Source organism: Parvibaculum sp. (assembly GCF_035325945.1).
In the GTDB taxonomy this organism is placed as follows: Bacteria; Pseudomonadota; Alphaproteobacteria; order Parvibaculales; family Parvibaculaceae; genus Parvibaculum.
On sequence record NZ_DAOKYX010000006.1, the window covers coordinates 1 to 13,275 of the forward strand.

Annotated in this window: 11 protein-coding genes; 5 read left to right on the top strand and 6 right to left on the bottom strand. The window is 65.0% G+C overall.

Going from position 1 to position 13,275, the window contains the following annotated elements:
- Window positions 1-196 precede the first annotated feature (196 nt).
- Window positions 197-1,621, top strand: coding sequence for a porin (locus PKA57_RS05020; protein WP_324298138.1), 1,425 nt, complete (start codon window positions 197-199; stop codon window positions 1,619-1,621).
- Between the two features lie 154 nt (window positions 1,622-1,775).
- On the opposite strand, the gene pstB is transcribed toward PKA57_RS05020, so the two are convergent.
- The 5 genes from pstB to PKA57_RS05045 all read right to left on the bottom strand — a co-directional run bounded on the left by pstB (window position 1,776) and on the right by PKA57_RS05045 (window position 9,633).
- A complete protein-coding gene (pstB, locus tag PKA57_RS05025; protein ID WP_324298140.1) occupies window positions 1,776-2,618 on the bottom strand; it encodes a phosphate ABC transporter ATP-binding protein PstB in 843 nt (280 codons plus the stop codon).
- A 15-nt stretch (window positions 2,619-2,633) separates the two neighbouring features.
- Window positions 2,634-4,379 carry a phosphate ABC transporter permease PstA gene (pstA, locus tag PKA57_RS05030; RefSeq protein ID WP_324298142.1) on the bottom strand — a complete coding sequence of 582 codons (1,746 nt, stop codon included), beginning with the start codon at window positions 4,377-4,379 and terminating at the stop codon, window positions 2,634-2,636.
- A gap of 10 nt (window positions 4,380-4,389) precedes the next feature.
- Window positions 4,390-7,038, bottom strand: a complete 2,649-nt coding sequence (locus PKA57_RS05035) for an ABC transporter permease subunit (protein ID WP_324298144.1) — start codon at window positions 7,036-7,038, stop codon at window positions 4,390-4,392.
- Window positions 7,039-7,150: 112 nt separating this feature from the next.
- Entirely contained in the window at window positions 7,151-8,116 is a 966-nt protein-coding gene (locus PKA57_RS05040) for a phosphate ABC transporter substrate-binding protein PstS family protein (protein ID WP_324298146.1), read from the bottom strand.
- Window positions 8,117-8,307: 191 nt separating this feature from the next.
- Window positions 8,308-9,633, bottom strand: a complete 1,326-nt coding sequence (locus tag PKA57_RS05045; protein WP_324298148.1) for an MFS transporter — start codon at window positions 9,631-9,633, stop codon at window positions 8,308-8,310.
- Between the two features lie 195 nt (window positions 9,634-9,828).
- On the opposite strand from PKA57_RS05045, the gene PKA57_RS05050 reads away from it, so the two are divergent.
- The 4 genes from PKA57_RS05050 (at window position 9,829) to PKA57_RS05065 (ending at window position 12,595) form a co-directional block, all read left to right on the top strand.
- Window positions 9,829-11,343 (top strand): AlkA N-terminal domain-containing protein, encoded by a 1,515-nt coding sequence (locus PKA57_RS05050; RefSeq protein ID WP_324298149.1) that lies wholly within the window; start codon window positions 9,829-9,831, stop codon window positions 11,341-11,343.
- 11 nt (window positions 11,344-11,354) lie between these two features.
- Complete coding sequence (locus tag PKA57_RS05055; RefSeq protein ID WP_324298151.1) at window positions 11,355-11,873, top strand: methylated-DNA--[protein]-cysteine S-methyltransferase; 519 nt, start codon at window positions 11,355-11,357, stop codon at window positions 11,871-11,873.
- 64 nt (window positions 11,874-11,937) lie between these two features.
- Entirely contained in the window at window positions 11,938-12,123 is a 186-nt protein-coding gene (locus PKA57_RS05060) for a PLD nuclease N-terminal domain-containing protein (RefSeq protein ID WP_324298153.1), read from the top strand.
- A 178-nt stretch (window positions 12,124-12,301) separates the two neighbouring features.
- Window positions 12,302-12,595: a DUF4282 domain-containing protein gene (locus PKA57_RS05065; RefSeq protein WP_324298155.1), complete on the top strand. Its 294-nt coding sequence runs from the start codon at window positions 12,302-12,304 to the stop codon at window positions 12,593-12,595.
- Window positions 12,596-12,614: 19 nt separating this feature from the next.
- On the opposite strand, the gene bioD is transcribed toward PKA57_RS05065, so the two are convergent.
- On the bottom strand, window positions 12,615-13,274 hold the full coding sequence (gene bioD, locus PKA57_RS05070; RefSeq protein WP_324298157.1) for a dethiobiotin synthase: 660 nt from the start codon (window positions 13,272-13,274) through the stop codon (window positions 12,615-12,617).
- Between the last annotated feature and the right edge of the window lies 1 nt (window position 13,275).

Sequence of the window (13,275 nt, forward strand, 5' to 3'; positions counted from 1 at the left end):
GCTTGCTCCTTGTGCTGACGCGGAGCGTCGCGCCGATGCATGAGGGCCACAGTCCGGGCCCGTCATCTTCCTGTCATCGAAACAGAACCGAACCGTCATAACGCTCTGTTACGAGCCTTGGCCAGGGGGCGTCGTGAGTATCGCTCGCGGCTCGCAATCCTGCACAGAAGCTCATTTATCAACACGGAGACGTCGAATGACGTTGAGAAATATTCTGCTGGCGGGCACCGCGCTCGGTGCCGCGGCAATGCTCACGGGCCCTGCCTTCGCCGGCTCGCAAAACGAGATCAACACGATGAAGCAGCAGATCATCGACCTGCAGCAGCGGCTCGACGATCTTCAGATCTCGCAGGGCAACGAGATCAAGGAAATCAAGGAAAAGCAGGACGCGGTCCAGATCGACTTCAAGGACGGCAAGCCGACCTTCCGCACGGGCGACGGGCTCTTCACCATGTCGATCCGCGGTCGCGCGCATCTCGACATGGGATCCTACAACATCAGCGATTCCGACAGCGCCAAACTCAACACGCTCGGCGCCTCGTCCACGGGCCTCAGCTCCGGCGTCAACTTCCGCCGCGCGGAACTCGGCGCGGAAGGCACGTTCATGCGTGACTGGGGTTACAAGATGAACTTCCAGTGGGGCGACAGCGGCAACGAAAAAGCCGGCACCATCAAGGATCTCTACCTCTCCTATAATGGCATCAAGGGCATCTCGCTCATGGCCGGCGCCATCCAGACGCCGATGAGCCTCGACGATGTCACCTCCTCCAACGACATCACCTTCATCGAGCGCGCCACCGCCTCGAACCTCGCCACCTCGCTTGGCGCGGGCGACGGCCGCATCTCCTTCGGCGCCAAGGGCAACACCGACAACCTCTACGCCTCGCTCTTCTACACGACCGAAACGGTCGGCCAGGCCAACACGTCGAACGAAGGCTCGAACATCGTCGGCCGCACGGCCTACCGCTTCAAGCCGGCAGCCAAGACGAACGTGCATCTCGGCCTTTCCGGCACCTATGCGATGGACCCGAGCGCCAATGGCGGCACGGCGGGCAGCGTGCGCTTCCGCGACCGGCCGGAGCTGCGCGTCGATCCCTCGCGCCTCATCGATACGGGCAGCATCGCGGCAAAGAACGCCTATGTCTTCGGGCCGGAACTCGCCGCGAATTACGGCCCGGTCAAGGTGCAGGGCGAGTACTACACCTACAAGATCGATCGCGTCGGCACCCTGCCCGACCCCGACTTCAACTCCTGGTACGTGCAGGCGTCCTGGGTGCTCACGGGCGAAGAGTACAAGTACTCGATGGAAGATGCCGCCTATAAGGGCGTGAAGCCCGCGAGCCCCTTCACCTTCGGCGGCGGCACCGGCGCCTGGGAAGTGGCGGCGCGCTACAGCCAGACCGATCTCAACTACAAGGATCACCTCACCAGCGCCAATGGCGGCATCGCCGGCGGCAAGCAGGACATCATCACGGTGGGCCTCAACTGGTACCCGATCAACAATGTCCGCGCGATGCTCGAATATCTCAATGTGAGCGTCGACCGGCGCGCGACCGGCGGCGCGGCGGTGCAGAACATCAATTACGACGCGGTGGCCGCCCGCCTGCAATTCGCCTTCTGATCCGATCCTCGCAAGGTCATCAGAAAGAAGACCCCGGCGGGAAACCGCCGGGGTTTTTTCATGCGCGACATACAATCAAAAAAAGACCCCGCCCAAGGAAGGGCGGGGTCAGTAACGCTGCGAGGAATGAAGCAGCGGGAGAGAAACTCTCGTCTCAGCCGAAGCGGCCGGTCACATATTCTTCCGTGCGCCTCGACAGGGGTTTGGTGAAGACCTCCTTCGTCTCGCCATATTCGATGAGCCGGCCGAGATACATGAAGGCCGTGTTGTCCGAGACGCGCGCGGCCTGCTGCATGTTGTGAGTGACGATGACGATGGTGTAGGTCGATTTCAGCTCCTCGATGAGCTGCTCGATGCGCATGGTGGCGATGGGATCGAGCGCCGAGCAGGGTTCGTCCATGAGGAGCACTTCGGGATTGCCCGCGATCGCGCGCGCGATGCAGAGGCGCTGCTGCTGGCCGCCGGAGAGGCCGAGCGCGCTGTCATTGAGGCGGTCCTTCACCTCGTCCCAGAGAGCGGCTCCCTTCAGCGCATGTTCGCAGGCTTCGGCGAGCAGCTTCCTGTTGGTGATGCCGTCGACCTTCAGCGGATAGGTGACGTTCTCGGCGATCGACATGGGAAACGGGTTGGGCTTCTGGAACACCATGCCCATGCGCTTCCTGAGCGCGATCACATCGACCTGCGGGCCGAAAACAGGCTCGCCGGAAAGCCACACCTCGCCCGCGACGCTCAGATTGTCGATGAGGTCGTTCATGCGGTTGAGCGAGCGCAGGAGCGTGGACTTGCCGCAGCCCGAGGGGCCGATCAGCGCTGTCACCATGCCCTTCTGGATCTCCATGGAGATGTTGTGAAGGGCCTGCGATGCGCCATACCAGAGATTGAAATCGCGGATGGAGATTTCCGTGCCGGACGCGCTTTCGACCGGGTGATAGACGGTCGGGTCGAAGCCATCGCCCGCTGCGGGCGCCTGGCGTCTCTGAGCCGCTGCTGTTGCCATCGGAATGATCCCTTGTCAGAACTTGTCGCCGGCGAATTTGCGCTTCAGCCGATTGCGGACGTTGATCGAGACGGTGTTGAGCGCGAGCACCAGCGCCATGAGCACGAGCGCCGTCACGAAGACCATGGAGCGGCCGGCTTCCGAATTGCGCGACTGGAAGCCCACGTCATAGATGTGGAAGCCGAGATGCATGAAAGAGCGCTCGAGATGGATGAAGGGGAAGACCGCATCCACCGGCAGTTCGGGTGCAAGCTTCACCACGCCGACGATCATCAGCGGCGCGACCTCGCCCGCGCCGCGCGCCATCGCCAGGATGAGGCCCGTCATGATGCCGGGCATGGCGCGGGGAAGGACGATCCATTTGATCGTCTGCCATTTCGAGGCGCCGCAGGCGAGCGAGCCTTCGCGCATCGAGCGCGGCACGGCCGCAAGCGCCTCCTCGGTCGAGACGATGACGACGGGCACCGTCAGCAGCGCCATGGTGAGCGAGGCCCAGAGAAGGCCACCCGTGCCGAAGGTAGGGCTCGGCAGGCGCTCGGGGAAAAAGAGCGCGTCGATCGAGCCGCCGAGCACATAGGCGAAGAAGCCGAGGCCGAAGACGCCATAGACGATGGAGGGCACGCCGGCGAGATTGTTCACGCAGATGCGGACGAGCGCGACGATGCGTCCCTGCCTTGCATATTCGCGCAGATAGAGGGCGGCGACGACACCGAAGGGCGCGACGAGAAGGCTCATCACCACCGTCATGACGAAGGTGCCGAAGATCGCCGGCCAGACGCCGCCTTGCGTATTCGCCTCGCGCGGTTCAGCGGAGAGGAACTCCCACCAGCGGGCGAGATAGACCCCCGCCTTCTCTGCGAGAGTGAGATCGTTCGCGGCGTAGTAGCGGACGAAATTTGCGAGCGGAAATTCGCGCGCCTGGCCGCCAATCTCGGCGGCGGAAGCGGTGAGCGCGGCTTCCTTCTCGCGGATGACGGAAACCTCGGCCGAGAGGCGCGCGAACTCGCCATTGAGCCGCGCCGTCTCCCGCGCCGCCCGCTCGGCGACGGCCAATGCCTCGGGCGAGCCTTCGCCATGATCGAGCTCGGCCTTGCGCACCGAAAGGCGCAGATCGTTCAGTTCGCGGTTGATACCGCCGATCGCGTGTTTCTCCATCGACATGCGTTCCGCGCGAAGCGCGCGGGCGCGCCGCTGCGCCGCATCGAGCGCCGCCATGCCGGGCGTGTCGATCGTCCTGCCATCGACGGAAATCGACTCCACCGTGCCGATGAGCGCGCCCCATTCCTGGCGTTCGACCAGCATGATGTCACGGGGACGCGAAACCGACTTCACCTCGAAGGCCGGCACCCAGACGAAATCCTCGCCGTAGAAATCGAAATTGCCGACATGATAGAGGGTGCGGCTCGAATGCCCGCCATGCGCCTCGATCTCCGCGCGCGCCTCTGCGGGCAAGGCGGCGAGCGCCGCGGGCTCGGGCTTGTAGCTTTCGGTGCGCAGGGGCTCGCCGGCGATGACGCGCCCGCTCGTCAGGGTCACGACCTCGACGGGCTTCGGCCAGAAGGCGGTGAGGCCGCTCCAGAAGATGAGGCCCATGAAGCCTGCGATCATCATCAGGCCGAGAGCGAGCGAGCCGCCCATGGCCCAGACCATGGGTTCGCCACGCGCCGTGAGATCGCTCGATCTGCGCCGGGGAACGGCCGCCAGAGTCGCCGCCTTTTCGTTCACGAGAATTCCGTCCACCGGTTGAACCAATTCGGCCATGTCGCCTCTCTCAAAGCTGGGCCGCGCGCTTGCGGAAGCGCTGGCGAACAAGCTCGGCAAGCGTGTTCAGGATGAAGGTCATGACGAAGAGGACGAGCCCGCAGAGAAAGAGCGTGCGATAGAGGCTCGAATCCTTCACCGCCTCGGGCAGCTCGACATTGATGTTCGCGGACAGCGCGCGAAGGCCGTTGAAAAGGCTCCAGTCCATGATCGGCGTGTTGCCCGTCGCCATGACGAGGATCATCGTCTCGCCTACGGCGCGGCCGAGGCCGATCATGATCGCCGAGAAGATGCCGGAACCCGCGGTCGGCAGAATGACCCAGCGCGCCGTCTGCCAGTTGGTCGCGCCGCAACCGAGCGAGGCGGAACGCAGATGCTCGGGCACCGCGCCGAGCGCATCTTCCGCAATCGAATAGATGATCGGGATGACGGCGAAGGCCATGCCGAAGGCCGCGATCAGCGTATTGCGCTGGACATAGGTGCCGACAATTCCGCCGCGCGCATCGAAGCCGCCGCTTGCCAGGAGGTGCGCGAGGCCTGCCGCGACGGCGAGCGAGAGGAGCGTCAGCGCCGCCCAACGGCCAAACTCCCATGCGCCCGCCACATGATATTCGCGGCCGCGAAGCCGCTCGCGCCAGGACTGGCCGAAAAAACGGCCCGAAAGACCGAAAACGAGGATGAAGGACAAGGGCAGAACGAGCAGGAAGAGGAAAGGCGCCGCCGAGCCGGCGCCCGTCGTCCAGGCCTTGAAGTCGCCGGCAAAGAGCGCGCGTTCGAAAAGCGGAGAGATGGCGAGCGTGAGCCAGATCGCGCCGGCAAGAGCGAGAAAGAAAGCGACGAGTTTCGGCGCGCCATCAAGGCGGAGCGCGAGCGGGCGCGGCAGAAGCTGCCAGAGAAAGGCCGAGCCGATGAGCGCGAGCGGCACGACGCCGAAGGCGATGACGACGGCGGCGATCCAGTTTTCGACGATGGGTGAGAGAACGAGCGCCACGACGAAGCCGATGACGACCGAGGGCAGCGAGGCCATGAGCTCCATCAGCGGCTTCACCACGGCGCGCAGGCGCAGATGCATGAATTCCGACGTATAGATCGCGGCCAGAAGCGCGATCGGCACGGCGAAGACGAGCGAATAGAACGCGCCCTTGATAGTGCTGAAGATGAGCGGCACGAGCGAGAGCTTCGGTTCCGCGCTATCGGTGCCGGATGTCGACTGCCAGGTGTAGCCGGGCTCCGGGTAGCCTTCGTACCAGACCTTGCCGAAGAGCGATCCGAGCGTCGTCTCGGGATGCGGCACGTCGAAGGTCCAGAGACGCGCCGCTCCATCGCTGCCGATGGCGAGCGCGCCATTGTCGCGCGGCGCGAGGATCAGCGTTTCGACGGGCGCGGCCGCGCCTTCGGAGGGAAAGGTCAGGACGCGCCGTTCCGTCGTCGCATGATAGAGCGCGACATCGCCCGCCCTGTCCGCGCCGATGAAGAGGCGCGTGCGCTGGCTGACAGCAAGACGCTCCACGGGAGCAGGCTGAAGCCCGAGATCGTGGATCTTCGTCAGCACGGCGCCGTCGGTGGTCGATGAGGATTTGCGGTCGATCATCGTCCAGATCGAGAGCGAGCGATCGGAGCCCGCGACGATGAGAGAGTTCTCGCCATTGAGATAGGCGAGCGCGGTCGGCCGGACGCCTTGTGGCAAAAGTCGCGCCGTCTCGGCGAGTTTCGCATGGGCGGGATCGCGCGTATCGAAGCGGCGGATGACGCCGTCCTTCGTCGCAACGAGGAGACGGTTGCCTTGCGTGTTGAGGAGGACGGCGGCGATGTCGCCAGCGGCGAGCCCTGTCGGCACCTCGACGTTCGACACCGTCGTCGAGGTTTCGCCGGTCATCATGTTGACCTGGGCGTAGGCGGTGGAGAGGCGCGCCGTACCGTGCTCGTCGACGGTGGCGAAGGTTTTGAGCGGACGCTCGGCCGTGCCGCCGACGCGGTAGTCGAGAAAGCGAATGGCCGTGCCCGCGGGCGCGACCTGAACGGGCATCTCGAGCACAAGGCGCGGCGCGAGGCGGCGCAACTGGCGGCCGGGAATTTCGGTATAGACGGCGGCGCCATCGCTGCGATCGCCGTTCGGGAGCTTCTCAAGGGCCGACGGCGCACGGCTCGCCGGCAGGACGGCGGTGTCTATCGCCAGCGTGCCGAGACGCACGGTCCCGTCGGGAAAGCCGAAAGCGACGTCATCGCCCTGCAGGGTGCGCGCGAAGGCGGCGGGCGCGACGCCGCCGAAATCGAAGGCGGAGGCCCCGAGCTTCGTGCCGCTCGGCGCATGAAAGACGGTGACCTTTCCGTCTTCGGCGAGTTCGAGGCCGAGCGTGCGATATTCGTCGATTGTGGTGGAAAGGATGCGCCCGTTGGTCTGGTCGAGCGCATAGCGTTTCGCTTCGCCGACCGTTCCCCCGCCGAAGAGCGGCATCGTCACATAGACGAGGAAGAACATGATCGCGAAGACGGTGAAGATGACGAAGAGGCCACCAACGGAAATGGCGCGACGGGCGAAGCGATCCATCCAGAGCACGGAGGCCCTGGTCTGCTTGCTGCGCGTATAGACGACGGAGCGGCGCTTCGTTTCCTGCCCTGCTCCGGGCTCGCGGTCGTTCGGGATGGCGGCGTCGGTCATGCGCGGAAAATCACATGGTTGAGATGCGGCGGAGCCGAAAAGGCGATCCGAAGCTGCCGGCAACGGAAGGCGGACGGGCCGGCGTATGGTTCCGCCGGCCCGCTGGATCAACTTAGTTCAGGCCGAGCTTCGCCAGCTCTTCCTGAGCGAAGACGTACGGCATCGGGTAGTAGCCGTCCTTCACCGTGTCCTTCTGTCCGTCCTGCATCAGCACGAAGCGGAGGAATTCACCACGCAGCGGATCGAGCGCCGTCGAGGGATTCTTGTTCACATAGGCATAGAGGAAGCGCGTGATCGGATAGGCGCCCGTATAGGCGTTGCGCTGATTGGCTTCCTGGCATTTGCCGTCGCGGCCCGCGACCGGCACGGCCTTGACGTCGGCGGTCTTGTAGCCGATGCCGGAATAGCCCATGGCGAACTTGTCGGCAGCGATACCCTGCACGACGGCGGACGAGCCGGGCTGCTCCTTAACAGTGTCCTTGTAGTCGCCGTTCACCATCGCGACTTCCTTGAAGTAGCCATAGGTGCCGGAGGCGGAGTTGCGGCCGAAGAGCGAGATCGGCTTGGAAGCCCATTCGCCGGTGAGGCCGAGCTGACCCCAGGTCACGATGTTGGGCGAGCCGGAGAGGCGGCTCTTGGAGAACACGCCGTCGAGCTGCGTCAACGAGATGCAGGAGAGCGGATTGTCCTTGTTGACGAAGACGGCGAGCGTGTCGACGGCGAGGCGAACCTGCGTCGGCTTGTAGCCGTATTTCTGCTCGAAGGCGTCGATCTCGGCGGCCTTCATCGGGCGCGACATCGGGCCGATCTGCGCGGTACCGGCGATGAGGGCGGGCGGCGCGGTGGACGAGCCCTTGCCCTCGATCTCGATCTTCACCGAGGGGTAGATCGCCTTGAAGCCTTCGGCCCAGAGCGTCATGAGATTGTTGAGCGAGTCCGAGCCGATGGACTTCAGGCTGCCGGAGACGCCGGTGGTGGGCTGGTAGGGCTGATACCGGCTGTCGATATCGATGGCGAACGCGCTGGTCGCCGTCAGGCTGACCGCAAGCGCGCCAAGGAATGATCCTATGCGCTTCATAAGTTTTTGACCTTCTGAAAGGACGAAAGATTGGCACGCGGCGGTGTTGCCCGCCCCGGCAGCGTTCTTACGGGCGCGTCGTGAAGCCTGTGCAAAGGATTTGCGACGCAATCGTGACAGCGGGGCCGCGCGAAAAGAAAACGGCCGGGCGATGCCCGGCCGTCACAATTCGGCGATGTCGAGAGCGCGGTCTATTTGAGGCCGTGGAGCCGCGCCCGCTCGATGTCGTCCTTCAGGGTGCGGGCGGCCAGAACATAATGGAAGGCCGACCAGATCCAGACGACCGAGATCGTCAGAAGCGCATAGCGTAGCGATTCCTGCCCATAAGCTTCGGAATAGAGATCGCTGAGAAGGCCCGCAAGCTGTGGCCCGAGCCCCATGCCGATGAGATTGAGCACGAGGAAGAGAACGGCGGAGGCAGCCGCGCGCATGCGGACGGTGACGAGCGCCTGCGTCATCGCAAGAGACGGCGCGACATAGGCCGCGCCGGCAAAGGCCGGATAGACGAAGATCGCGAGCGCCGCCATTTTCGCCCCACTCAGATAGAGCGCGAGCGAAAACGGAAAGCTCAGGCCGACGACGATGGCGACCACCCAGACATTCCAACGCACATCGCGCTTGCCGAGGCGGTCGGCGAAATAGCCGGTGGCCCAGGTGCCGAGGCCGCCGGCAAAGCCGATGATGAGGGCGAGCGCCGTGCCGATCTCACCCGGCGTCATGGCGAAGGAACGCATGAGGAAGGCAGGAAGCCAGGTGACGCCCGCATAACCGCCCATGGCGGCGAGCGCGGAGCCGAAAGCGACGTGACGGAAGGAGCGCTGAGCCCAGAGGAGCCTGAAGACTTCCCCGATGCCGGGGGCGGCGCCCGCGCCTTGCGCCGTCAGACCGTCGGCCGTTCCGCGTACCGGCTCCTTCAGCGTGAAGCGCACCAGAAGCGCGATCAGAAGACCGGGCACGCCGACGACATAGAAGGCCACGCGCCAGCCATACCACTCGCTCACCCAGCCGCCGACGAGGAAGCCGATGAGGATGCCGATATTGATCCCGAGCGAATAGACGCCCATGGCGCCGGCGCGCTTCTCCGGCGGGAACATGTCGGAGATCATGGAATGGGCGGGCGGGCTCGACCCCGCCTCGCCGACGCCGACGCCGATGCGCGCGAGCGCGAGCTGGGCGAAGCTCGTGACGAAACCGCAAACGACCGTCATGCCGGAGAAGATCGTCAAGGCGAGGGTGATGATGTTGCGGCGGTTGCCGCGATCGGCCCACATGGCGATCGGGATGCCGAGCGTCGCATAGAAGAGCGCGAAGGTGATGCCGGAGAGGAAGCCGAGCTGCGTGTCGCTCAATCCGAGTTCGAGCTTGATCGGCTGAAGCAGGATCGAAAGGATCTGGCGGTCGACATAGTTCGCCGTATAGGCAAACATCAGCACTATCAGCGCATAGTTGCGATAGGCCGGCGTCATGCCGGTATCGCGGGCACGAACGACGACGTCGCCGCTCACCTGATCTGTCATTTTTCCTCCCTCGCGGCCCGGGTCTTCGCTCGCGCAGCCCGTTTGCCATCCTGATTGCGAGCCTAACAGCGGCGAGCGCTTTCGCAAACCTCAGCAAAAACGAACATTTCTGTCAGCAAAGGTGGCCGGCGTCGTGCCCATGGACATGTCCGTTTTTGGCGAGCGGCGCTATCGCGGCGGGTCTAGTATCCGTCCATGACCAGCGCGGAAAAACTCGATCCGGATTTCTGCTACCGCATCATTCAGGCGAAGGATGCGCGCTTCGACGGGCGCATCTTCGTCTGCGTCACATCGACCGGGATCTATTGCCGCCCAGTCTGTCCGGCGCGCGTGCCGCACAAGGAGCATTGCCGCTTCGTCGCGAGCGCCGCGGCGGCTGAAGCGCTCGGCTTCCGCTCCTGCCTCCGCTGCCGGCCCGAGACAGCGCCGGGAACGCCCGCCTGGGCGGGCACGCAGGCCGCCGTCGCCCGCGCACTCAGGCTCATCGAGGATGGCGCTCTCGACAGGGATGGCGTCGAGGCGCTCGCCGCCCGCGTCGGCCTCGGCGCGCGCCAGCTCCGGCGGCTCTTCCTCGCCCATATCGGCGCGACGCCGCAGGCGGTCGCGGCGAACCGCCGCCTGCTCGCCGCCAAGCAGCTCATCAGCGAGACCGACATGGGCTTTGCCGAGATCGCCTTCGCAGCCGGGTATCAAAGTCTCAGGCGCTTCAACGATGCGGTGCGCGCGAGCTATGGCGTGGCACCGACGGCGTTGCGGCGAGAGAGCGCCGCGTCGCGGGGCGCGGCGCCCGGCGCGATGACGCTGCGCCTCGGCTATCGCCCGCCCTTCGACTGGGAGCGGCTTCTCGCCTATCTCTCCTTCCGCGCGATACCGGGCGTGGAAGAGATTTCCGGCCATGTCTATCGGCGCAGCTTCCGCCTGCCGGGTGCGAGCGGCAGCCTCAAAGTGCTGCCGTCGAAGAGGCCGAACACGCTCGAAGTGCGCATCAGCGCGGACGGAAACGCGCCCAGCCGCTCGATCGCCACGCGGGTGCGGCGTCTTTTCGATCTCGATGCGGAGCCCCAGGCGATCGCGGCGGCGCTCAGGGACGACGCGCTGCTCAGGCCCCGGCTTGCCGCGCTGCCGGGACTTCGCGTTCCCGGCGCCTTTGACGGTTTCGAACTCGCCATACGCGCGATCCTCGGCCAGCAGGTTTCCGTGAAGGGCGCCACCACACTCGCCGGGCGTCTGGTCCGGCGCTGCGGCGAGGCAATGCCGGAGGCGTCCGGCGGCCTCACCCATTTCTTCCCGGCGCCGGAGGCGATTGCCGATGCCGATCTTTCCGGGCTCGGCCTCACGGGCGGGCGCATTTCCGCCCTCAAGGCTTTCGCCGGCGCGGTTGCCAAAGGCGCGGTCACATTCGATCCGGCGGCGACACTCGACGAAAAGATCGCCGAATTCTGCTTGGTCCCGGGCATAGGCGAATGGACGGCACATTACATCGCCCTTCGCGCAGTGGGCGAGCCCGACGCCTTTCCCGCTTCCGATCTCGGGCTTCGCAAGGCCGCGGGCGGGGCGAGCCCCGTCACACCGCGCGCGCTCGAAGCAATGGCTGAGAGCTGGCGGCCCTGGCGCGGCTATGCGGCGCTTCTTCTCTGGATGGCGCCGAACATCGAAACGCAAGATCTCGAAACACGGCGAGCGGAACCGCGCGCGCTCGCCGCCGATTGATGGAGACTGCAATGAAAAAGGCCGGGAATGAAAACCTCGCCGTCGCGAGCATCGACTCGCCGATCGGCACGCTCAGACTGGCGGCATGCGATGACGGGCTTCTCGCCGTCATCTTTCCGAACGAAAAGACGAAGCGCGATTTCGCCGACAATCGCGGCAGCGAAGCGGCGCAGGCTCACCTCGACGCGGCGGCAAAGGCGCTCAGGGAATATTTCGCGGGCAAGCGCCGCGACTTCAAGGATCTGAAGCTCGCGCCGCGCGGCACGGAGTTTCAGCTCAGCGTCTGGCGGGCGTTGACGAAGATCCCCTTTGGCGCGACGCGAAGCTATGCCGACATTGCGCGCCTCATCGGCAACCCGAAAGCCATGCGCGCCGTCGGGCTCGCCAATGGCAAGAACCCCATTCCGATCATCGTGCCCTGCCACCGCGTGATCGGCTCTAACGGCGCGCTGACCGGCTTCGGCGGCGGCCTGCCGACGAAGAAGTGGCTGCTCACCCATGAGGGCGTGACGACGCCGGCGCTTCTTTGACCCTTACCTTCAGAGTGCGGAACCATTAGGCTTGGGCGTGGTTCGCTTCCCGGAGGTTCCGATCATGATGCTCGCACACGGATATGGCGGTTTCATCTGGCTCATCGTCGCCATTCTCGACGTCTATGCGATCGTCCGCATCGCACAGAGCAATGCCGAACCTCTCTGGAAGGCGATATGGATCGTCGTGGTGCTGGCGCTGCCGGTGATCGGGCTTATTCTCTGGGGCCTGTTCGGGCCTAAGCGCTAGGCATCGCACCGCGTTTCCATCCTTGCCGGAAATGGTCCGGCGGCGATCTTCATCCGTCGACTGATTTATGCCCGCCGTCATTGTGCCATTTTGCTCCGCTCATGGCGGGTGACGGTTGCGCGTGCCGCTGATACTCTGTCGATTCGACGTGGACGGACGTTTGAATCGGGGAGAAATCATGAACTGGCAGGCATTTCTGAGTTTCGACCGGATGATCGCCACTTCGGTGGTCAAGTTTCTCTACTGGATCGGCATAGCGCTGATCGGCCTTGGCGGGCTCATCGCCTTTATCGGCTCGTTCTCGACAATGGGCTATTCGTTCGGCATGGGCCTCGGACAGCTCGTCATGGCGGTGCTCGGCACCGTGATCGCCATCGTTCTGTGGCGCGTCGTATGCGAGCTTTATATCGTGATCTTTTCGATGCACGACCGCCTCGGCGAAATTCGCGACCGGCTGCCGCCGCGCAGCTGATGCGGGCCGCTGAAGGCGGCTAGACGAAGAGCGAGGCGAGATCGGGCTCGCCGTGACGCGGCAGCGCGATCGTCTCCAGCCCCGCGAAGCGCCGGATCGTCTCGACCGTCTCGTCGAGCGGCACGGGCTCCGCGGGCGACTCGCTCACCACGATGGCGCGCGGCGCGAGGCCGTTGCGGTTCATCACGTCGAGCGTCGTCAGCGTGTGGCTGATCGTGCCGAGATAGGAGCCGACGACGAGCAGCGGCACGAGGCGAGGCCCCTTCAGCGCCAGCATCCAGTCGAGCACGGTGTGCCGGTCGTCGAGCGGCACGATGAGGCCGCCGACACCCTCGATCAGCAGCGGATCGTGGAGCGCCTCGCGGGCGCGGCAATGATCGACCAGTTCACGGAAATCGATGCTCGTCCCTTCCCGCGCCGCCGCCATGTCGGGCGAGAGCGCCGCCCGGAAGCGCCAGCGCGACACCGTGTCCACATTCTCGTAAAGCACGGGCTCGCCCAGCGCGGCGAGGAGCGCGGCCGGATCGCTTGCCGGAAACGTCGTCTCGTCGAGGCCGCTGACGACGGGCTTCAGCGCGCGGACGGGCAGGCCCTTCGCATGAAGCTGGCGGATTATGAGCGCCGACACATAGGTTTTGCCGATGTCGGTGCCGGAGGAGGTGACGAAGATCGTGGTCATT